The organism is Lentibacillus juripiscarius, assembly GCF_042685205.1.
Lineage (GTDB): Bacteria > Bacillota > Bacilli > Bacillales > Amphibacillaceae > Lentibacillus > Lentibacillus juripiscarius.
The window spans coordinates 179,314-201,381 of sequence record NZ_JBHUNA010000009.1 but is presented as its reverse complement, the minus strand read 5'-3'; the positions used below and the strand labels follow the sequence as shown (position 1 = coordinate 201,381).

Here is a 22,068-nt window from a genome sequence, read left to right as displayed (position 1 = left end):
CAAACGAGGGAACCTTATGAAAATAGAAGATTATGAGCTACTCCTTAAATTACATGAAATCGGCACTGTTCGCGGGACGGCCAAGGCTGTGCTCATTTCCCAGCCGGCTGTTACGCAGCGTCTGAAATATATAGAGGATTATTTTGGTGAACAGATATTTATCCGAACATCGAAGAGCCTTGTGCCAACTCCTGCCGGGGAAATGATTCTTGCACATGCCCAGAAAGTAACGGATCAGGAAGAGGCCATCAAAAGCACACTTGCCCAGTCCAGCGGGGAGGTGCAGGGAACATTATCCATTGCCTGTTCGTCCTTAGTCAGTCAGCGGTTTCTTCCGTCCATTCTCGGTGAATATACGCAAACGCATCCAAAAGTCGAAATTGATTTAGTCACCGGCATCAGTGAAGATATCAAGCGTGAACACAAAAACTATCATGTTTGCATCATTCGCGGGGAAAAGCTGAAAGAAGCTGTCAGCAAGCCATTGTTTGAGGATCCTTTGTATATATTTGATACCGAGCCATTTCCGGAAAACCAATGTAAAGAGCGCCCGCTTATTTCTTTTAAAAGTGATGACAGTATGCATGATCAGGTTGATAACTGGCTTTATCATCATCAAAACGAGATAAATTCCATTAAAAAAATCAGTGTTGACCAGATTGAAACGTGCAAACAATTTATGCAAGAAGGGCTGGGGATGGCTGTTTTGCCGGAAAGTGTTTCCGGTCCGCTGATGGATAAATATCCTCATGTACCGCTTCAGTTGGATGGCAAACCGGTTACCCGCAAGACGTGGGTTTGCTACCAGGAAGGGGTCCGCAGTCTGCCGCAAGTGGACCGGTTTATTGCCGGTTTGGAAGAAAAGGCATTCCTATAGGTGGTTTTTACCGGACTTTTTGAACAACCTCTATAGGTGTTTAAACTTGGGCTGAAACAGGAAAACCACTTGTACATCTATTGATAGGAGTGGTAGACATGAGTGAGGTTATTTTTACTTCAAAAGCAGCTGCAAGGAACGGACGTGACGGGCATGTCCGGTCAGCAGATGGGTTAATTGATTTAAAGCTTGTCAATCCGGCCGGCACGAATGAGGGAACAGGGTCCAATCCAGAACAGCTTTTTGCCGCCGCTTATTCATCGTGTTTCGATGGTGCGCTTCATCTGATGGCAGCAAAGAAAAATCAAAACATTGACTCAGAGACCACTGCTGAAGTACGTTTCTGCAAGGATCCAGATGATGGCGGAAATAAAATAGCAGTTACTCTTGATGTGCGAGTGGAAGGAGTTAATCCGGAAGAAGCGGAAGAACTGGCCAATGAAGCACATCAGGTTTGCCCTTATTCCAAAGCGACCAGGGGAAATATTGCAGTCACATTGAATCCGAGAGCGGTGGAAAAGCCTAGTTAACGGAATCCACAATAGGGCTGGGACATTATTTTCGTATAATAGTGGGATAAATATTAACCACCGCTCCGGAAATACATTCACAACTGTTTGAATATATTCCTCTAGTTCTGTCGCTGCGGAAAAATACTCCCTTTCACCACTCCGGGTACAAGCGCGACATCTGCTCAAGCTTCCTTTGGTCGCATTCGCAGTGTCTTCTTTGCCGCGGGGAACGCTTCAGCCTCCTCACTCACTACCGAATGCTCGTGGGTCTTCAGACTGTTCCTTTCCCGCAGGAGTGTCGCATTTTGCTGTAGCTTAGTGTGGTGTTCTTTCCATATGCAGAACTTCACTGACAGCGGAGGCAATATACGAAGACTCCTATGGGAACAGCACGCGTCCGAAGACCCCGCAGGAAAGTGTTCTTTGCTTTCCGAGGAGGCTGAGGCCGTGCCCATGGAAAGCGAAGTATATTGCCGGAGCGATTCTAAGCACTTAACGGTAATCAGAACAGAAGAAAGTCTCACGAAAGAGAAGTTTCATTATGTCGCAGTTTATATCAACTACGCTGGAAAACAACGAAAGTGACGAAAAGAGCCATTAGAAGAACTCAAGCCCAGCCTCGTCTCATAGCGAGTGCAGAAGTGTTTCTTATATGGAAGAAGAAAAATCCGAACTGATTTGATACCTGAAATCATCGTTCGGATTTTTTAATGCTTCAATATTTTTGTCCAAGCCGCATTAATTTTGCTGTCGTTTCTGCATCTGGTGTGACAAACAGTGTTTGCTGATTATCATATGTGACATATCCGGGCTTGGCCCCATTCGGTTTTTTTACATGCCGTATGCGTGTATAGTCGACAGGCACGGATGATGAATGCCGTGACTTACTGAAATAGGCTGCGAGCTGGGCTGCTTCGAATAGCGTCTGTTCACTTGGCTCCCTGGAGCGAATGAGCACGTGGGATCCCGGTATATCTTTTGTGTGCAGCCAGATCTCATCACGCTGGGCAAGTTTCATTGTCAAATACTCATTCTGTTTGTTGTTTTTGCCGACAAGGATAACGGCACCATCTGATGCAGTGTATTTTTCCGGAGTTGGTTTCTGCGGTTTTTTCTTTTTCCCTTGTTTTTGCTTCTTCAAATACCCTTCTTCCCGGAGCTCTTCCCGTATTTCTTCAATATCATCTTCGCGTGCAGTGTCGATTTGCTGGAGCAGCTGATCCAGATAATTAATTTCGCTGTGAGTTTTGGCTATTTCCCGCTGCATTTTTTTCTTGGATGTTTTTAACTTCTGATACATTTTGAAAAAACGCTGAGCATTTTCACTCGGTGTCTTGTTGGGATCCAGTTCAATCGTTAATGAATTCTGTTCCGGGTCATAATAGTCCGTTACTGTCGCGGCGGCATCACCGTGGCGCACTAAATGCATATTCGCAGTCAGCAGTTCCCCGAGCTTTTGGTACATTTCGGCGTCTTCGGATTTGGCCAGCGTCTGTTCATGTTTTTTTAGTTTGCGCTTATTTTTATCCTGTTCGTTTTTAATGAACTGGTACAGATCTTTGGCCTGCTGTTTTACCCGGTCCCGCTCAGCCTTACCGGAATAGAATTGATCGAGCATTTCATTCGTCCCTGCAAATGTTTCGGATTCTCCGTTCCAATACGTAATCGGCAGAACGTGAAAATCTTCTTTCTTGCCTTTATAGATAGCCGGTGTGTAATGATTATGATTCATATCATCTCTGATTGTTTCAAATATTTCTCTGTAAGTGTCCATCGTTCCAAGCCTGGCCCTGTGGACGAGCTCGGCAGCAATGAATGGTGAAAAACCGGTCAGCGTCCGGACAATCTGCATTTCCATTTTTCCAGCGTTGAAGTCCAGTTTTCTGACAAGCATGTCGCCATCTGTTTCTAATGGGTTACGTTTGTTTTGGCTTGGCGGAAGTTTGTACGCATGCCCAGGTAATATCGTTCGGTGCCGGTTTTGTGCTGCGGAAATATGTTTCAGGCTGTCAAGAATGAGGCCTGTTTCCCCATCAACAAGCATGATGTTGCTATGTTTCCCCATGAGTTCAACGATGAGTTTTTTCGTTGTCCTGTCGCCTACTTCGTTTCTCGTTTGAATGGTGAAAGTAATCATTCGTTCCATGCCGTCCTGATCAATTGATTCGAGCACTGCACCGGAAAGGTGTTTCCTTAGAAGCATGCAGAACATTGGGGGTTCCTTAGAATTACGGTAGTTGTCATTGGTCAAATGGGCACGTGCATATACTGGATGAATAGAGAGCAACAGGGAGTGGTTCTGTCCCTGGCTTCGTATGGTAAAAACAAGCTCTGTATCCGTAGGCTGGTATATTTTTGCAATTTTTCCGGGGATGATTTTTTCTGTCAGTTCTGTCATTACCGCACGGGTAACAATTCCATCAAATGGCATATGATCACCTCTTCTGTCTGTCTGTAAATGCTACGGAGATTACCGTGTCCGGGCACGGGAGTAGTAAACGCACTTCTCTTTTCTTTCAATTATAGCATGTTTCAGGACAAGTCTGCATAGTTATCGGTACTGAAGGGATGGCGTGAAAAGTTTTTATGTGGATGAATCTGGAGGAATGCAGATGAAATGGTATCAAATGAATGCAGATGAAGTCGAACAAAAACTGTATGTAACAACAAAGCACGGACTGGCAGGTAAACAGGCAGATGAACGGCTGAAGCAATATGGGCCAAACCGCCTGGAATCAGAAAAAAGTGTATCTAAATGGCTTATTTTTCTGAAGCAATTTCAGGACTTTATGGTTCTGATTCTGCTTGCTGCCACGCTGATTGCTGGCCTACTGGGGGAGTATGTCGATGCAATAGCCATTATGGTGATTGTTCTTGTGAATGGCTTTCTTGGATATTTCCAGGAGCAAAAGGCTGAAAAATCGCTCACCAAATTAAAGGAGATGTCAGCACCATCCGCACAAGTCCTGCGTGATGGCAAGTGGGAAAAAGTCCCGTCCCAGGAAATAGTGGTTGGGGATGTCGTGCGGATAAATAGTGGTGACCGGGTCCCAGCAGATATCCGAATCGTTCAGGCCAACAGTCTGGAAACGGAAGAATCTGCCCTGACCGGTGAATCACTGCCGGTGCAAAAACATGCCGCCAGCATTGACAAAGATAAACTGGATGCTCAGGATCAGGTGAATATGGGGTTCATGAACACGATGGTGACCAGAGGATCCGGTGTTGGCATTGTTGTTGGGACAGGCATGGATACCGTTATGGGTCAAATCGCATCTCTAATGGTGAAGACAGAAAAAACAACGACCCCACTGGAACATAAACTTGCTGAATTGGGAAAAGTGCTGATTAGTGTTGCACTTGTCCTGACCGCACTGGTTGTCCTTGTTGGTGTGTATCAGGGGCATGCGGTATATAACATGTTTCTTGCCGGTGTGTCTTTGGCAGTTGCAGCCATTCCTGAAGGATTACCGGCGATTGTAACTGTAGCATTGTCACTTGGTGTCCAGCGGATGATCAGAAAAAACGCCGTCGTCCGAAAACTGTCAGCTGTCGAAACATTAGGATGTGCTTCGGTTATTTGTTCGGACAAGACCGGGACGATGACGGAAAACCAAATGACAGTGAAAGAAGTTTTCCTGAATGGGAAAATGCTGTATGTTACTGGTGACGGCTATGATATCAATGGGGATTATTTCTGGAATAAAGAAAATGTAGGTAATACTTTCCCTAATTTGGAAAAAATGCTTTTATACGGCATGTTGTGTAATAACGCTTCCCTGATTGTGAAAAAAGGCAAATATGCTGTCGATGGTGACCCGACGGATGGGGCTTTATTGGTTGCGGCAAGGAAACTTGGACTCCAGCGGAAACTGCATGATAACTACCGCATTATTAAAGAATTTCCGTTTGATTCAGAACGGAAAAGGATGAGTGTGGTAATCGAAGACGAAAACAACATGCGTTTTCTGATAACAAAAGGCGCACCGGAAGTACTCTTGCCTCGTTCCGCATATATGATGAAGGAAGACGGACGAACGCTTTTGAATTCCGGTGATGAATCGCATATTCACGACACTATTGACAATATGGCAGATAAGGCACTCCGGACACTGGCAATTGGTATGAAACCGCTGAAGAAAAATGACTCATTGGAGTCTGCGGTACTGGAGAAGGATCTCACATTCATCGGTCTGTACGGGATGATGGACCCGCCAAGAAAAGATGTTAAAAAGGCGATTGCGGAATGTCGGGCAGCAGGAATCAAATCGGTCATGATTACCGGTGATCATGAAAAAACTGCTAGAGCCATTGCAACTGAATTGGATTTACTTCCAGAAAACGGTATGGTGCTCGATGGCTATCAGCTGAATAAAATGTCAGTGACCGAACTGGAAGACATCATTGATCAAGTGTATGTCTTTGCCAGGGTCACTCCCGAACATAAACTGAAAATTGTCAATGCATTTCAAGAGAAAGGACACATTGTCGCCATGACCGGGGATGGTGTTAATGATGCACCTGCCATTAAGGCGAGTGATATCGGAATAAGTATGGGGGAAAGCGGTACAGATGTCACCAAAGAAGCATCGTCCCTTGTGTTGATGGATGATAACTTTGCTACGATTAAGTCCGCTATCATTGAAGGCCGCAATATCTATGAGAATATCCGGAAGTTTATCCGGTATCTGCTTGCATCCAATGTTGGCGAAATTCTCGTCATGCTGTTTGCGATGTTGCTTGCTATGCCATTACCGCTGGTTCCGGTGCAAATATTGTGGGTCAATCTGGTGACGGATGGACTGCCGGCCATGGCATTGGGATTGGATCAGTCAGAGGATGACGTCATGAAACGAGGACCGCGGAATCCGAAAGAAGGTGTGTTTGCCAGAGAGCTTGGTTTTAAAATTATCAGCCGCGGTATCCTGATAGGTGCTGCCACCTTAGTTGCCTTCATGCTGGCCTATCAGGGCAATCCGGATAATCTGGTCTATGGGCAGACAATCGCCTTCACAACACTGGTGATGGCACAGCTGATTCATGTTTTTGACTGCCGGAGCGAACATTCGATATTCAAAAGAAATCCTTTTGAAAACAAATACCTGGTGCTGGCCGTTCTATCGTCTGTCGCCTTACTCGCTGTTGTTATTTACTGGGAGCCTCTGCAGCCGGTATTCCATACGACAGCCCTGGGCATCAGAGATTGGATGTTTATCCTGGGCATGAGCGCCCTGCCAAGCATTCTATTTGGATTCACCAAAAAATAAAGCAAGAAACCCTTCCAATCGCGGAAGGGTTTTTCGACGTACAGGACAAGGAAAGCTTCGGCAGCGATGCATCGCACGAAGAAAAAGTGCTTTTCTTTTTCGAGGACGTGCTAATGCAGACTACGCCTTCCTCTAATTTGTCAACTTTTCGAACACATACTATAATGGAAAATGTTGATTTTTTATAGCGGTGCCAGGAAGATCGATAGGATGATTAAGCTGAGCGTATCCCTTTCCTGTCGGCACGGGACAAACGAGTAATAGGCGAAGTTTTTGGCTTGCGACAAATGGTAAAATCCGCGGACAAGGTCAAAATAATGGGTAAATGCTTGTATTTTGGCGTTTGCTTTCTTTATAATAGATATTATTATCGTGGATTCCTGTAAGCTTGCGTAAAATGTTTTTTCTTCTTCATACGCATTAATAAGTATTTGTTGGGGATATCCCATTGCATTACAAAAGAGAATTTTAGAGCCGAGAAAAGAGATTCAAATAGCCTAGCAATGGAGTCGTTAAACCGGAGAGAATTCTAAGGGGGAGCCAATTTGAGTTTACGATTAATCAATATAGGATTTGGGAACGTTGTATCGGCCAATCGGGTTATTTCGATTGTTTCGCCGGAATCCGCACCAATCAAGCGTATCATCACAGTGGCCCGTGACAATGAAAAATTAGTCGACGCTACTTACGGCCGGCGAACACGCGCGGTTATCGTTACAGACAGTGATCATGTTGTTCTGTCAGCGGTGCAGCCTGAAACAGTCGGTCAGCGTGTAATCAGTCACGAGGAAATGATAGATGAAAGCAACTAGGAGGAACGAAGCTGATGGATGAAAACGGGATTTTGTTCATTTTGTCGGGGCCTTCCGGTGTCGGGAAAGGGACAGTCAGGAAAGAACTTTTTAAGCGGGCGGATGACCTTGCCTACTCCATCTCCATGACAACAAGGGAACGTCGTGCGGGTGAAAAAGATGGTGTTGATTATTTTTACAAAACAAACGAAGAATTCGAACAGCTTATTGCGGACAATCAGCTTTTGGAATATGCCCAGTTTGTCAATAATTACTACGGAACTCCAAGAAAATATGTAGAAGATACACTTGCAGCGGGCAAGGACGTCTTTTTGGAGATTGAGGTACAGGGTGCAATGCAAGTAAAGGAAAATTTCCCGGAAGGTGTTTTCATCTTTTTATTCCCGCCTAGTCTCGAGGAATTGAAAACCCGCATCACGAGCAGGGGAACTGAATCACAGAATGCTGTTCTGAAGAGACTGAAAGAAGCTCGTGGTGAAATTGAAATGATGGATGCCTATGACTATGTTGTCGTCAATGATGACGTGGATCACGCGGTGAGGAAAGTTCAGTCCATCATACAGAGTGAACATTGCAGGCGCGAACGCATTGCCAAACAATATAAACGGTTATTGGAGGATGATGAATTATGATGCTGGAACCGTCTATTGACGATCTGCAGAAAAACATCAAATCAAAATACACACTTGTTACCATTGCTGCCAAACGGGCACGCGAATTGCAGCACACGGGAAACGTGCTTGTCGAAGATTCGAAATCAAATAAGTACGTTGGGCAGGCCTTAGAAGAAATAAAGGCGGGAAAACTGTTTGTAAAAGAAGATAGCAAGTAAACATACCAACCCTCGCTTTTGACCTGTTTGCGGGGGTTTCACGTTTTTAATGTGGTTGTCTAGCCGCAAAGGTTCTGTCAGTAAAGGGGGATAGAGATGATCGGAAATAAACATATTCTTTTAGGGGTTTCAGGCGGAATAGCGGCATACAAGGCCTGCGCATTGACGAGCAGGCTGACCCAGCTTGGTGCGGATGTAAAGGTGGTGATGACGGACAATGCCCAGAAATTCGTATCCCCGCTCACATTTCAGGCATTATCAAGAAACCCCGTCTATACCGACACGTTTGATGAAAAAGACCCGGCGAAAATAGCCCATATCGATTTGGCCGACTGGGCCGATATTACCCTGCTGGCACCGGCGACAGCGAACATTATTGGAAAAGTCGCGAATGGCATCGCTGATGACATGCTATCGACCATTCTACTGGCCACACAGTCACAGGTATATATCGCACCGGCAATGAATGTACATATGTATGCACACCCGGCCGTTATGAAAAACATGAAACAGTTGGAATCATGGGGATACCATTTTATTGAGCCAGGTGACGGCTATCTGGCTTGCGGATATGTAGGTAAAGGACGTCTGGAAGAGCCGGAAAGCATCATAGCGGCGATGGAGGATCACCAAAAACGCCATGCTTTACTAGCCGGAAAAAAAGTACTCATCTCTGCCGGTCCGACAAAAGAAACAATTGATCCCGTCCGCTTTTTCACAAACCGTTCAACCGGCAAGATGGGGTTTGCCCTTGCTGAGGCGGCTAGCAGCATGGGAGCAGAAGTAACGCTCGTGACCGGTCCGGTGAGCCTTTCATTATCGGACAGTAAGGTGAAGCGGATTGATGTTGTTACCGCTCGCGAAATGCATGATGTGATGCATGAACACTTCGCATCGAATGATATTGTCATAAAAGCTGCTGCCGTAGCAGACTACCGGCCGAAACGGGTTCATAGTGAAAAAATGAAAAAACATGATGGCGACTGGTATGTAGAAATGGAGCGGACAACAGATATTCTTCAGTCGCTGGCCGAACGGAAGACCAACCAATTTCTGGTTGGATTTGCTGCCGAAACGGAAAATCCTGTTGACTATGGCGTCAAAAAACTTAAGAAAAAAGGATTGGATGCTATTGTCATCAATAACGTAGCCGCGGATGGCGCAGGTTTTGGCAGTGATACGAATGTGGTTACATATGTGAACCGAGATGAAAAAATGGAAGAGGTTTCATTGGCTTCCAAACCGGATATCGCCGACCGAATTATGACCTTTATTTTGCGTGACATGAAGGATGGAGAAAAGTGATGATCGCGAACGTTATTGTTGATGTCCCAGCGATCCCCATTAACCAGACATTTGACTATAGAATTCCGGAGCGTTTCCAGGAAGTGCTTCAGCCAGGTATGCGTGTGATTGTGCCATTCGGGCCGAGGAAGGTGATGGGATTTGTCACAGGCAAAACAAGCAAATCTTCTTATGACAAGCTGAAAGATATTGCTGATGTGCTTGATTTGACACCGGTTTTGACGTCTGAACTGCTTGACTTGGGGAGGTGGCTTGCTGAAGACACGCTTAGCTTATACATCACTGCATTCCAGGCGATGCTTCCGCAAGTGCTGAAGGCAAACTATAAAAAAGAACTCGAACGGTTGTCAGAGGCCCCATTGCCTGAGGAGCTTGAGTCGTTATTTGCTGGAAGGGATTTTGTCCCGTACGTGGAAATTGAAACGTCCGGCGTCCATTACAACCAGGTGCAGAAGGCAATCCAGGATGGCGATGTAACCGTTCACTACCTTGTCAAGTCGCGCGTGACCAGGAAGCTTGTTACGTATATCAAACCATCTCGTGACGTACATTTGCTGGAGGAAGCATACAGGGATTTATCCAACCGAGCCAAAAAGCAAAAAGAACTGCTTGCTTATTTTATCGAACGACCGGACGAGACGGAACTGAGTGCTTTGCTTAAGAAATTTGGCACAACACGGTCTGCGGTGAATTCTCTGATAGACAAGCAGCTTCTGGAAACGTCGCAAAAGGAAATATACCGGAACCCTTACGATGATCAGGCGTTTGAACAAACGGAAGCACTGAAACTGACAGAACAGCAGGAACTGGCTATTGAGCCGATAAAGCAGGATATCCGCGAGAACCACCATAATGTTTTTCTTGTCCATGGTGTAACGGGAAGCGGGAAAACGGAAATTTACCTGCAGGCGATTCAGGATGTGATTGCCAAAGGCCAGGAAGCGATTGTACTGGTACCGGAAATTTCCCTGACCCCTCAAATGGTACGAAGATTCAAAGGCCGTTTCGGATCCAGTGTGGCTGTCATGCATAGTGCTTTGTCTAACGGTGAAAAATATGATGAATGGCGCCGGATTCATCAGAAGGAAGTCCAAGTGGTAGTCGGTGCGCGCTCGGCGATTTTCGCACCTTTCGAGAATATTGGCATTATCATTATTGATGAGGAACATGAAAATAGCTATAAACAGGAGGATCAGCCGCGCTATCACGCCCGGGATGTTGCCATACGCCGGGGGCAGAACCACCAATGCCCGGTTATCCTCGGCAGCGCGACCCCATCATTGGAGTCATATGCCCGTGCACAAAAAGGCGTTTATAAATTGTCCACCCTGTCAAAGCGGACAAATGACAAAGCAATGCCGCATGTGGAAATTGTTGATATGCGAAATGAATTGCATGCCGGCAACCGGTCGATGTTTTCCCGGAGTTTAAAAGAAAAAGTGGAGCAGTGCCTAAGCCGCGGGGAGCAGACTGTTCTGCTTCTGAACCGCCGCGGATACTCCACCTTTGTTATGTGCCGGGAGTGCGGGCATGTGAAGGAATGCCCGCACTGTGATATTGCCTTGACATTTCATAAAAATAGCAATCAATTAAAATGCCATTACTGCGCTTATGAGGAACCGATGCCTACCTACTGCCCTTCCTGCAGCAGTGATCTGATCCGCTTTTTTGGGACAGGCACACAGCGTATTGAAGAAGCATTGACCAAGTTGATCCCCGAAGCACGTGTGCTGCGGATGGACGTGGATACAACAAGGCGAAAAGGGGCACATGAAAAGCTGTTGAACCAATTTGCCAATAAAGAGGCAGATATACTGCTTGGAACCCAAATGATTGCGAAAGGCCTTGATTTTGAAAATGTGACGCTTGTTGGGGTACTGACAGCAGATTCGATGCTGCATCTGCCTGATTTTCGTTCAGCAGAAAAAACATTCCAGCTCTTAACACAAGTGAGCGGGCGAGCAGGAAGACATGATTTGCCCGGTGAAGTAATTGTTCAGACATATACGCCGGAACATTATAGTATCGAGCTGGCAAGTCAATATGATTATGAGAAGTTTTATCAGAATGAAATGCGTGTGCGGAAGAAATTTCAGTACCCGCCGTTTGTATTTCTTGCACTAATAACGGTATCCCATCAGAACCACGTTACAGCGGCCCAGACGGCACAGCGGATTGCCAAAGGCCTTTGGAACCATATTCAAACCGAGACTGTCGTGTTAGGGCCGACGCCGTCACCAATTCCGAGGATTAAGGATAGATACCGTTACCAATGCATGGTAAAATATAAGCAAGAACCGAATCTGCGCGCATCCATCCAACAGGTTATCCGCCAGTTTGATGATCAAGTGCGTAAAGACGACCTGCAGATTACCGTCGATATGCAGCCGTACCAGCTGATTTGATGCAGAGCAGGTAAAGATAGTTTTAAAAAGAAAGGAGCGCCGGCCAATTGAAGCGAATTGTTTTTATGGGCACGCCGGATTTTGCCGTGCCAGTCCTCCAATCACTTATCCAATCCGGACATGAGATTGTATTAGCAGTAACACAGCCTGACAGACCAAAAGGCAGAAAAAAAATCATGACACCTCCTCCAGTGAAGGAAGAGGCGGAAAAACATGATGTGCCGGTGCTGCAGCCGGAAAAAATAAAAAATGACTATGCGCGAATACTGGCATACGAGCCTGATATCATTATAACGGCGGCATATGGACAAATCCTTCCGGCCGAACTCTTGACAACACCACCGTTTGGCTGTATTAATGTGCATGCATCACTGCTTCCGGAACTGCGTGGTGGCGCACCAATCCATTATGCCATCCTGCAGGGGAAAGAAGAGACGGGCATCACGATCATGTACATGGTCGAAAAATTGGATGCAGGGGATATTATCGCCCAGCGGAAAGTGCCGATTGCGGAGGATGATCACGTTGGAACACTGCATGATAAATTGGCAGAAACTGGCGCGAGCCTTCTGACTGATACACTTCCGGCCATATTCAGCAGCAACATAACCCCTGAAAAACAAAACGAAGACTTGGTGACATTTGCATACAATATTAAACGCGAACAGGAAAAAATAGACTGGCAGAAGTCCCGCGATACAGTCTATAATCATATTAGGGGACTCCATCCGTGGCCAGGCGCATTTACAACGTATGAAGGAAATGTCATGAAAATTTGGTGGGGAGAGAAAGATACACATACATATACAGAAGGGACCCCAGGTGAAATCGTCCGGATTATCGACCAGGAAGCATTTGTCGTCGTCTGTGGCGATCAGAAAGGCATCCGGATTACGGAAATACAGCCTGCAGGAAAAAAACGCATGACAGTTGGGCAGTATCTGCAGGGATCCAAGGATAGAATTAAAACAGGGACAGTATTGGGTGGTTAGATGCAATCATTTAAAGTGAGGGAGACCATCGTTGAGCTGCTGACGCGCATTGAACAGGATAGCGGCTACAGCCATCTGCTGATTGACCATGAGATTAAATCCAAGAGCATTCCGTCCAAAGATGCGGCACTGCTGACAGAGATTGTTTATGGCACTGTTCAGATGCAGATCACGCTCGACTATTATCTCAGCCCTTTTTTACAGACGAAGAAAAAAATACAGCCGTGGATACGGAACCTGCTCCGGATGTCCGTTTACCAAATGCAGTTTTTGGACAGAGTGCCGGATCATGCGATCATCCATGAAGCAGCTGAAATTGCCAAACACCGCGGGCACAAAGGAATTGCCTCATTTGTGAATGGGGTTCTTCGCAGCGTGCAGCGCAATGGTGTACCGGACACGTCCAAAATAGAAGACGATGCAAAACGGCTTGCAGTCGAAACGAGCCATCCTGAATGGCTCATTAGACGCTGGGTGGACATGTATGGCTGGCGAGTCACGGAAGATATGTGCCATGCTAACAGTAGCCAGAAACCAATGTCGGTCCGTGTGCAACCTCTGAAAATATCTCGTGATAGAGCAATGGATGAACTGCACGAACTGGGATTCGAGACACGTGAATCTGGGTTTTCCGGGCAGGGAATCATCATTGATAAAGGGAATATTTTAAAGACATGGCTGTTTGACGAAGGGTATGTGACCATTCAGGATCAGAGTTCCATGCTTGTGACAGAAATGCTTCAAGCGGAACCCGGCATGGCAGTGCTGGATGCTTGCAGTGCCCCCGGCGGAAAAGTGACCCACACCGCAGAGAAAATGGAGAACAAAGGCTCTGTTGCAGCATATGATCTCCACGCCAAGAAGGCAAAGCAAATCAGACAAAAGGCTGATCAGCTGGGGCTGACCATTATCAATGCCAAACAGGGTGATGCGAGGAAGCTTCAGACGGAGCACAAACAGGAAAGCTTCGATCGGATTCTGGTCGACGCTCCGTGTTCAGGATTCGGGGTCATTCGGGGCAAGCCTGATATCAAATATAATAAACAGGAAAAGGACATCCATCAATTGGCACAGATACAGGCGGATATACTGGAGCAAGTAGCACCTTTACTAAAAAAAGGCGGACTGCTTATTTACAGTACCTGTACGGTTGATAAAGATGAAAATGAACATCTAGTTGAGTCGTTTTTGGCGCAACACCCGGAATTCGTTTTAGATGAAACGTTCTTTGGCGAATTACCGCCAATGATACAGCAGTCTCCGGGACAGTCAGCAACTGGACTGCAGCTATTCCCGCAAACGTTTTCGACAGATGGATTTTTCCTCACAAGGATTAAACGAGTGTAGACAGCCTGGTGTACCTGTGTTTCACAGGCACTGTACTGGCAAGGGGTGAAAGAATGAAAGGTGTATTTAAGACAGACCAGGGACAGGTTCGAAATCATAATGAAGATTCAGGTGGCATTTTCTATAACCGGGATGGTGAGCTTCTGGCAATCGTTGCAGACGGTATGGGAGGACACCAAGCCGGTGATGTAGCCAGTCAAATGGCAACAACCTTTGTCCAGGAAAAATGGGAAAAAACAGAAGCCTTTTCATCACCGGAAGCAATAGAAACCTGGATGAACGAAATGGTTGCAGATATGAATGCGGCCATATTGAGGCACTCCCAGGAACATGAAGAATGTGCCGGTATGGGTACAACAGCCGTCATGGCAGTTTGCACCGATGCTTATGCGGTGATTTCCCATATCGGGGATAGCCGCTGTTATGTATGGAAAGAGAACGGTTTGCACCAGGTTACCGAGGATCATTCATTAGTTAATGAACTTGTCCGTTCAGGCCAAATTACAAAAGACGAGGCGGAGGAGCATCCCCGCAAAAATGTGCTCCTAAAAGCACTGGGGACAGAAGAACATGCCGCAGCTGACGTTCAGACTATTGAATGGGGCGCTGGAAACAAACTATTGCTCTGTTCTGACGGGCTGACCAACAAACTGCCGGATGATGAGATGGAAACATACCTTCAAAAACAGCTGGCGAGTGACGTGATGGCTGAAGAGCTTATCAGCCTGGCTAATGAACGTGGCGGCGAGGATAATATTTCCGTCATCATACTGGAGCATGATTCATCAGCGGAAGCGGGTGATACGTAATGCTTGAGGGCCACCTGTTAAATGAACGGTACAGAATAAAGGAGACCATTGGCGGCGGCGGGATGGCCAACGTCTATCTTGCCAGAGACATTATTTTGGACCGGGATGTGGCAATAAAAGTACTGCGGATGGATTACGCTGATGATGAGGAGTTTATAGCCCGGTTTGACCGCGAGGCACAATCGGCAACAAGCTTGTCCCACCCGAACATTGTCAGTATTTATGATGTTGGGGAAGAGGACCAGATTTTGTTCATGGTTATGGAGTATGTGGATGGGATGACGCTGAAAGAATATATCCAGCATTACGCCCCGCTCGATGTGCAGGAGGCGCTGGATATTATGAAGCAAATTGCCGACGCCATTGCACATGCACACGCCAACGAAATCGTCCACCGTGATATTAAACCACAGAACATACTGATTAATACATATGGACAAGCAAAAGTGACTGATTTTGGAATTGCCGTTGCCTTGAGTGCTACCGCCCTGACACAGACGAACTCCATTCTTGGCTCTGTTCACTATTTATCACCGGAACAGGCACGCGGAGGAATGGCAACGAAAAAGTCTGACGTCTATTCATTGGGGATTGTCCTTTTCGAACTGCTGACAGGGCGCTTGCCATTTTCAGGTCAGACACCGGTTTCAATCGCCCTCAAACACTTACAGGATGATACACCATCTGTAAAACGCTTCAATCCGAATGTTCCTCAGAGCGTGGAAAATATAGTATTGCGGGCAACGGCGAAAGATCCATTTCACCGGTATGCTTCCGTCTATGAAATGGAAGAAGCATTGGAAACAGCCCTTGATCCGGATAAACGAAATGAGGAAAAATACGAGCCACCTGTAGAAGCAGGGGAAGAAACAAAAGCCATCCCGATTATTACAGACAATCAGATACAGCAAGATGACGCGGCTGATACAATTACCCATTCTGGGGGAAAAGACACAAAGAAATTTAATAGCAAAAAGAAGAAGTCCACTGAAAAGCCGGCTGATAAAAAAGGCAAACGCAGCCGGAAAAAAAAGTGGTTTCTATCTCTTGGTCTGTTGTTCGTACTCCTGGCAGCGGGGGTAGCGTCATTTTTCATCTTCCCGGGACTATTTGGACCGAAAGATGTTGTCATTCCCGATGTGTCAGCCATGCCTTATGAGGATGCTGTTACCGATTTGCATGATATGAACTTGGATACAGAGCGTGAACAGATGTATTCGGAAGAAGTTGATGAAGGGGTTGTTATCCGTACTGACCCAAGCGCTGGAACGAAGGTAAAAGAGGAAGATACAGTCACACTTATCGTCAGTGAGGGTGAAGAGGAAGTTTCCTTTAAGGATTATACCGGTAAAGACTATAATCAGACAAAGCAACTACTTGAAACACAGGGATATAATGTAGCTTCAGAGGAATCCCATTCGAAAAATGTTTCTGCAGGCAATATTATTTCGCATATCCGTCCGGCTCCAGGAACAGGTGTCAAACCGAGTGAAACAGACGTCAAATTCGAAGTCAGCATTGGGCCGAAACCGATTGAGTTAAGTAATTTACAGGGAATGACCGAAGAAAAGGCGATGGACACTTTGAAAGAACAAGGGTTATCGGCTAATATCCAAGATGAACATTCAGAAACCGTACCAAAGGGTGAGGTTATTCGCCAGGAACCTGAGTCTGGCAAGGAAATGAGTGAAGGAGATACGGTTGATGTGTATATATCGTCAGGTCCTGAAGAAAAGCCGCCAAAGAACCATCAGGTGACATTTACAGTGCCATATAGTCTAAGTGGAGAAAATGATGAATCGGATACACCTCCAGAACAGACGGTGAAAATTTATATCGGTGATAAGAACCGTACCATCACCGAAGTTTATGACACGTATACCATCTCCGACGACAGAGAATTCACGATAACCTTGACGATAGCGCCCGACAGTATTGCTGACTACAAAGTGTACCGTGACGATAATTTATTTATTGATAAATCAATCTCTTATGAAGATGCAGAGGGTGAATAGATGACGGAAGGCAGAATCATTAAAGCGTTAAGCGGGTTTTACGATGTGAAAAATGAAGAAGGGACTTTCCGGTGCAGAGGCAGGGGTGTTTTCCGTAAAAAAAATATCACCCCGCTTGTCGGTGATTTTGTTGAATTTGACAAAAGCACACAGGGAGAAGGCTACATTCTTTCGATTAAGCCGAGGAAAAACGCACTTATCCGTCCGCCAGCAGCAAATATTGATCAGGCAATTATTGTAACTTCCGCTGCACGCCCTGATTTTAACCCGCTGCTTTTGGACAGGTTCCTTGTGCTGATCGAGTCGAAACACATCCGGCCAGTTATTTTAATAACGAAAAAGGATTTGCTGTCTGAATCAGAGGAAGCTGATCTCTTAGACTGGCAAGCAGTTTATCAACAAATCGGCTATTCGGTGGAATTCGTATCTGCCCGTGAGCTGGGTGATTTTGAATTCTTGAAGCAGCATTTCAAAGACTGTGTATCAATCGTTGCGGGGCAGTCCGGTGTTGGGAAATCGTCCCTCTTGAATGCTGTTAATCCATCCCTGGAACTGCAGACAGATGATATATCGACAAGTCTTGGTCGTGGAAAACATACGACAAGACACGTCGAACTGGTGGAAGCTGGTGGTGGCCTGGTTGCCGACACGCCAGGCTTCAGTACGTTAGATTTAACAGACATTTCCGCTGAGGAACTTTCTGATTGCTTTCCGGAAATAAGTGAACGGGAACCTGGCTGCAAGTTCCGCGGCTGCTATCATTATAAAGAACCGAAATGCGCAGTAAAACAAGCAGTTGAAGATGGAGAAATTGCCGAACAGCGATATGCACACTATATCCGTTTTTTGGATGAAATTAATTCACGAAAGCCGAGGTATTAATATGACGAAAATAGCACCATCCATTCTGTCAGCTGATTTTTCGAAGCTGGGTGAAGAAATAAAGGATGTGGAACGGGCCGGGGCAGATTATATTCATGTTGATGTGATGGATGGACACTTTGTTCCGAATATCACCATTGGTCCTCTTATTGCGGAATCAATAAAACCGCATACGACATTGCCACTGGATGTTCATTTGATGATTGAAAATCCTGATCAGTACATTCCGGCATTTGCTGAGGCGGGGGCTTCCATTATTACTGTCCATCAAGAGACCGCACCGCATTTGCACCGGACAGTCCAGCTTATCAAACAGCACGGCGTAAAAGCTGGTGTTGTCATCAATCCGGCCACACCGGCGGAGATGATCAGGGACATTTTGCATGAAATCGATCTGGTTCTTATTATGACAGTCAATCCGGGTTTCGGCGGACAGTCATTTATCCCGAGTACCATTCATAAAATTGAACAGGTTGCCAGGTGGAGAAATGCAGATGGGCTGTCCTTTGAAATTGAAGTGGATGGAGGAGTCAAAGCCGAAACAGCAAAGTCCTGCACAGATGCCGGGGCAGATGTGCTGGTGGCAGGGAGCGCAATTTTTAAGCATGTTGACCGGCAGCAGGCAATCGATGCTATCCGCCGCTCCGTTCAGGTGTGATGGACATGCGTACGGTCGCCATTGTAGGGAACGGTCCTAGAGACTTGATTCCTGATCTTGCTGCATTTAACGAATCAGTCGATGTATGGATTGGTGCAGACAGAGGAGCACTGACACTGGCAGAAACTGCTATAAGACTGGATTATGCTGTTGGTGATTTTGACTCAATGACTGCGGGGGAAAAAGAGATTGTGCAAGGTAAGGCAAATGTATTTCGTATGTATCCTTCCGAAAAGGATCAGACCGATTTGGAAATTGCACTGGAACAGGCCTATGAGCTGGCTCCCAAGACGATCTATATATTCGGCGTTACCGGCGGGCGTCTTGATCATGAACTGATTAACGTCCAGCTGCTGCACAGGATAATGGATCAGGGTATACAAGGGGTAATAATAGACCGGCAAAACCGTCTGGAACTTGTGGAACCAGGCCGGTATGAAGTTCGTCATGACAACCAGTACCCAACGATATCCTTTGTGCCATTCACAAGCTGTGTCGAAGGATTGACACTGGAAGGCTTTTACTATCCATTGACTGACGCATCGGTTGCCTGGGGGTCAACCCTCTGTATTTCTAACAAGCTTATTTCAAATTATGGTACTTTTTCGTATCATAAAGGCATACTATTGATAATAAAGAACAATGACCAATAGACTACCATTGTAAGCTTGTTTGCGAACAGAGGAGGCGGAGAACTCATGAAATTTTATACGATTAAACTCCCACGATTTATCGGCGGCTTTGTTCGTGCTGTCGCCGGAGCTTTCAGAAAAGGCAAGTGATGATGAATAGCTTTTGCCACAATGCTGGCAGAAGCTTATTTTTTTGGATTTAAATAAAAAAAGCATCCGAATTTGTACAGATTGTCGTTATTTATTCCGCATCCCAAATACACTTCGCTTTCACCACTCCGGGTACAACTGCGACATCTGCTAAGCTCCCTCTGGTCGCTTTCACAGTGTCTCCTTTGCCGCGGGCGAGTGGCAAGCCTCCTCGGGCTTTGCCCTGTGGGGTCTTGCCTATCTCGCACTTCCCGCAGGAGTCTACGTGTATTCGGGATGCTCAGAGCATATAGCAGTTTTTTTATCCATTCAAAAGTAACGATCTTTTAGAAAACAGCCTAAATAAAAAAAGCATCCGGCAGTTGGGGATGCTTTTTCGTGATCACCCGGCTATAACGGTTTGGCTTTGCAGCATATCCGTCATATGTGGGCGGTTTTGTTCTATCAAACGCGTTGTACTTTGCCGGATTTCAGTGCACGGGCAGAAACATTAACACGTTTCGGTTTGCCGTCCACCATAATGCGAACTTTTTGTACGTTCGCCTTATAGTTACGTTTGGTTGCGTTCATAGCGTGGGAACGATTATTACCGCTGCGGGTTTTACGTCCGGTAACGACACATTTTCTAGACATGACAATCCCTCCTGTTAAACACGTGTGTCAAATAATACTTATCTAATTTATCATAAGTTACATGCTAATGCAATTGCTATCATATCATAATTATAAAGAAAAATAACTTGACAGATAAGCGGAAATCATTCATTGTGTAAAGGAAATCATTCATAGTATGGTGCAGTCTGTCTGCTTTTAAAATGGGGACGCGTATAGTAAAATGTTGTTATAATGTGTGTTCAAAAAGGAGGATAAAAAGGACCGAGAATTTCGATGTGTCTTTTTTACCGGACTTTTTGAACAACCTCTTATAATGATCGGTAATCAAAGGAGGATCATGATGTCCATAGAGCTGAATACAAATGATGGTCAAGTGACAATCACAGATGACGTGATAACGACAATTGCCGGTGGAGCGGCAGTTGAATGCTACGGAATTGTTGGTATGGCATCGAAAAGCCAGATCAGAGATGGAATTGCCGAGATTCTAAGGAAAGAAAATTTTTCAAAAGGTGTTATTGTACGGCAAGTTGATAATCGTCTTCACATTGATATGTATATCATCGTCAGCTATGGAACAAAAATCTCTGAAGTTGCCCATAATGTGCAGTCACAAGTAAAATATACGTTGAGCAAATCATTGGGGCTTGAGGTTGATTCCGTCAACATTTATATCCAGGGTGTCCGTGTTGCCCGGGATTAAATAGGTAACATAGGCCTGCTGCAGCACACCTGTCTGCAGCACATGCTTATGGGTATTGCAGTTATGAAGGAGGAAAAATTGTGACATCAGAAACAGTAAACGGTTCAATGTTTACGAAAATGGTACTGTCAGGTGCACACCATTTGAAAAACAATGCCGAAAAGATAGATGCATTGAATGTTTTTCCGGTTCCGGACGGGGATACCGGCACAAATATGAACTTATCCATTACTTCTGGCGCAGATGAAGTGAAAAAATTAAGCAGCGACAACGTCTCAGATGTTGCCAACTCCTTTGCAAAAGGGCTTCTAATGGGAGCACGAGGCAATTCGGGAGTTATTCTGTCGCAATTATTCCGCGGTTTTGCCAAAGGAATGGGGCAGAACGAAACGCTGACTGCTAAGGATTTAGCCAATGCCTTTGACAGTGGTGTCGCTACCGCGTACAAGGCGGTTATGAAACCAGTTGAGGGAACCATTTTAACAGTTGCCAAAGATGCAGCTGAAACAGCAGTCGTTGAATCGGAAACAGAAAATGATGTAATCGCTTTAATGGAGAAAGTCGTGCAGGAGGCTAAAGCGTCCTTAAAGCGCACACCGGATTTGCTGCCTGTCCTGAAAGAGGTGGGTGTCGTTGATTCTGGCGGACAAGGACTCGTCACGATTTATGAAGGATTTTTGGCTGCCATGAAAGGTGAGGAAGTGCCCGCAAAGGATGCAGATGAAATAGAAATGGAAGAAATGGTCAATGCTGAGCACCACAAAATTGCCCAGGATTTCATGGATACTTCTGAAATCGTATATGGCTACTGTACGGAATTTATGGTCCGGTTTGAAGCGGACAAGCTGAAAGAGAACCCGTTTGATGAGGAAAATTTCCGAAATGAATTGAGCAAGCATGGTGATTCATTGCTCGTCGTGTCGGATGAGGAACTTGTCAAAGTCCATGTACATGCGGAGTATCCAGGTGAAGTCATGACACTAGGCCAGCGATTTGGCAGCCTGACCAATATGAAAATCGAAAACATGCGTGACCAGCATACAGCAATTGTCGGTGACAATGAGCAAAATGAAGCACCGAAAGAAAAAGCGGCCTACGCGATTGTGACGGTGGCAATGGGGTCCGGCATCAATCAGCTGTTTGAAAGTCTTGGTGCAACAGTCGTTATCGAGGGTGGCCAGACAATGAATCCGAGTACACAGGATATTGCCGAAGCCATCCAGGAAGCCAATGCGGAAAACGTGCTGATCTTGCC

19 protein-coding genes and 1 pseudogene are annotated in these 22,068 nt (G+C 45.8%); 18 read left to right on the top strand and 2 right to left on the bottom strand.

Features of this window, described 5'->3' with window-relative positions:
• The first annotated feature begins 16 nt into the window (after positions 1–16).
• Complete coding sequence (locus tag ACFSUO_RS05975; RefSeq protein WP_382392052.1) at positions 17–877, top strand: LysR family transcriptional regulator; 861 nt, start codon at positions 17–19, stop codon at positions 875–877.
• Positions 878–975: 98 nt separating this feature from the next.
• Positions 976–1,407, top strand: coding sequence for an Ohr family peroxiredoxin (locus ACFSUO_RS05970; RefSeq protein ID WP_382392050.1), 432 nt, complete (start codon positions 976–978; stop codon positions 1,405–1,407).
• A 697-nt stretch (positions 1,408–2,104) separates the two neighbouring features.
• Here the strand turns inward: ACFSUO_RS05970 and ACFSUO_RS05965 are convergent.
• Positions 2,105–3,820, bottom strand: coding sequence for an Rqc2 family fibronectin-binding protein (locus ACFSUO_RS05965; protein ID WP_382392048.1), 1,716 nt, complete (start codon positions 3,818–3,820; stop codon positions 2,105–2,107).
• 181 nt (positions 3,821–4,001) lie between these two features.
• Here ACFSUO_RS05965 and ACFSUO_RS05960 point away from each other — a divergent pair, with 181 nt between their 5' ends.
• From ACFSUO_RS05960 to spoVM, 14 genes are all read left to right on the top strand, one after another.
• Entirely contained in the window at positions 4,002–6,656 is a 2,655-nt protein-coding gene (locus ACFSUO_RS05960; protein WP_382392046.1) for a calcium-translocating P-type ATPase, SERCA-type, read from the top strand.
• A gap of 545 nt (positions 6,657–7,201) precedes the next feature.
• On the top strand, positions 7,202–7,468 hold the full coding sequence (gene remA / locus ACFSUO_RS05955) for an extracellular matrix/biofilm regulator RemA (RefSeq protein WP_382392044.1): 267 nt from the start codon (positions 7,202–7,204) through the stop codon (positions 7,466–7,468).
• 11 nt (positions 7,469–7,479) lie between these two features.
• Complete coding sequence (gene gmk / locus ACFSUO_RS05950; protein ID WP_382392262.1) at positions 7,480–8,100, top strand: guanylate kinase; 621 nt, start codon at positions 7,480–7,482, stop codon at positions 8,098–8,100.
• On the top strand, positions 8,097–8,300 hold the full coding sequence (rpoZ, locus tag ACFSUO_RS05945; protein ID WP_382392042.1) for a DNA-directed RNA polymerase subunit omega: 204 nt from the start codon (positions 8,097–8,099) through the stop codon (positions 8,298–8,300). Before gmk ends, rpoZ begins: the two co-directional genes overlap by 4 nt.
• A 96-nt stretch (positions 8,301–8,396) precedes the next feature.
• Positions 8,397–9,605 carry a bifunctional phosphopantothenoylcysteine decarboxylase/phosphopantothenate--cysteine ligase CoaBC gene (gene coaBC, locus ACFSUO_RS05940; RefSeq protein WP_382392040.1) on the top strand — a complete coding sequence of 403 codons (1,209 nt, stop codon included), beginning with the start codon at positions 8,397–8,399 and terminating at the stop codon, positions 9,603–9,605.
• Positions 9,602–12,010 carry a primosomal protein N' gene (priA, locus tag ACFSUO_RS05935; RefSeq protein ID WP_382392038.1) on the top strand — a complete coding sequence of 803 codons (2,409 nt, stop codon included), beginning with the start codon at positions 9,602–9,604 and terminating at the stop codon, positions 12,008–12,010. Before coaBC ends, priA begins: the two co-directional genes overlap by 4 nt.
• A gap of 47 nt (positions 12,011–12,057) precedes the next feature.
• On the top strand, positions 12,058–13,002 hold the full coding sequence (gene fmt, locus ACFSUO_RS05930; RefSeq protein WP_382392036.1) for a methionyl-tRNA formyltransferase: 945 nt from the start codon (positions 12,058–12,060) through the stop codon (positions 13,000–13,002).
• The gene (rsmB, locus tag ACFSUO_RS05925; RefSeq protein ID WP_382392034.1) at positions 13,003–14,349 is read left to right on the top strand and encodes a 16S rRNA (cytosine(967)-C(5))-methyltransferase RsmB; all 1,347 of its coding nucleotides are present in this window, start codon (positions 13,003–13,005) and stop codon (positions 14,347–14,349) included.
• Positions 14,350–14,402: 53 nt separating this feature from the next.
• The gene (locus ACFSUO_RS05920; protein ID WP_382392032.1) at positions 14,403–15,158 is read left to right on the top strand and encodes a Stp1/IreP family PP2C-type Ser/Thr phosphatase; all 756 of its coding nucleotides are present in this window, start codon (positions 14,403–14,405) and stop codon (positions 15,156–15,158) included.
• Positions 15,158–17,173, top strand: coding sequence for a Stk1 family PASTA domain-containing Ser/Thr kinase (gene pknB, locus ACFSUO_RS05915; RefSeq protein WP_382392030.1), 2,016 nt, complete (start codon positions 15,158–15,160; stop codon positions 17,171–17,173). Before ACFSUO_RS05920 ends, pknB begins: the two co-directional genes overlap by 1 nt.
• Complete coding sequence (gene rsgA / locus ACFSUO_RS05910; protein WP_382392028.1) at positions 17,174–18,055, top strand: ribosome small subunit-dependent GTPase A; 882 nt, start codon at positions 17,174–17,176, stop codon at positions 18,053–18,055. It begins immediately after the preceding gene.
• Between the two features lies 1 nt (position 18,056).
• Entirely contained in the window at positions 18,057–18,713 is a 657-nt protein-coding gene (gene rpe, locus ACFSUO_RS05905) for a ribulose-phosphate 3-epimerase (RefSeq protein ID WP_382392026.1), read from the top strand.
• Positions 18,713–19,366, top strand: a complete 654-nt coding sequence (locus ACFSUO_RS05900) for a thiamine diphosphokinase (protein ID WP_382392024.1) — start codon at positions 18,713–18,715, stop codon at positions 19,364–19,366. The genes rpe and ACFSUO_RS05900 overlap by 1 nt, the downstream gene beginning before the upstream one ends.
• A 45-nt stretch (positions 19,367–19,411) precedes the next feature.
• Positions 19,412–19,495: a stage V sporulation protein SpoVM gene (gene spoVM, locus ACFSUO_RS05895; protein WP_382392260.1), complete on the top strand. Its 84-nt coding sequence runs from the start codon at positions 19,412–19,414 to the stop codon at positions 19,493–19,495.
• A gap of 444 nt (positions 19,496–19,939) precedes the next feature.
• Here spoVM and rpmB read toward each other — a convergent pair whose 3' ends face one another.
• Positions 19,940–20,128: a 50S ribosomal protein L28 gene (gene rpmB / locus ACFSUO_RS05890; protein WP_382392022.1), complete on the bottom strand. Its 189-nt coding sequence runs from the start codon at positions 20,126–20,128 to the stop codon at positions 19,940–19,942.
• A 322-nt stretch (positions 20,129–20,450) separates the two neighbouring features.
• Here rpmB and ACFSUO_RS05885 point away from each other — a divergent pair, with 322 nt between their 5' ends.
• Positions 20,451–20,813 (top strand): Asp23/Gls24 family envelope stress response protein, encoded by a 363-nt coding sequence (locus tag ACFSUO_RS05885; protein WP_382392020.1) that lies wholly within the window; start codon positions 20,451–20,453, stop codon positions 20,811–20,813.
• Between the two features lie 80 nt (positions 20,814–20,893).
• Positions 20,894–22,068: pseudogene (locus tag ACFSUO_RS05880) on the top strand (DAK2 domain-containing protein); the annotation flags it as partial.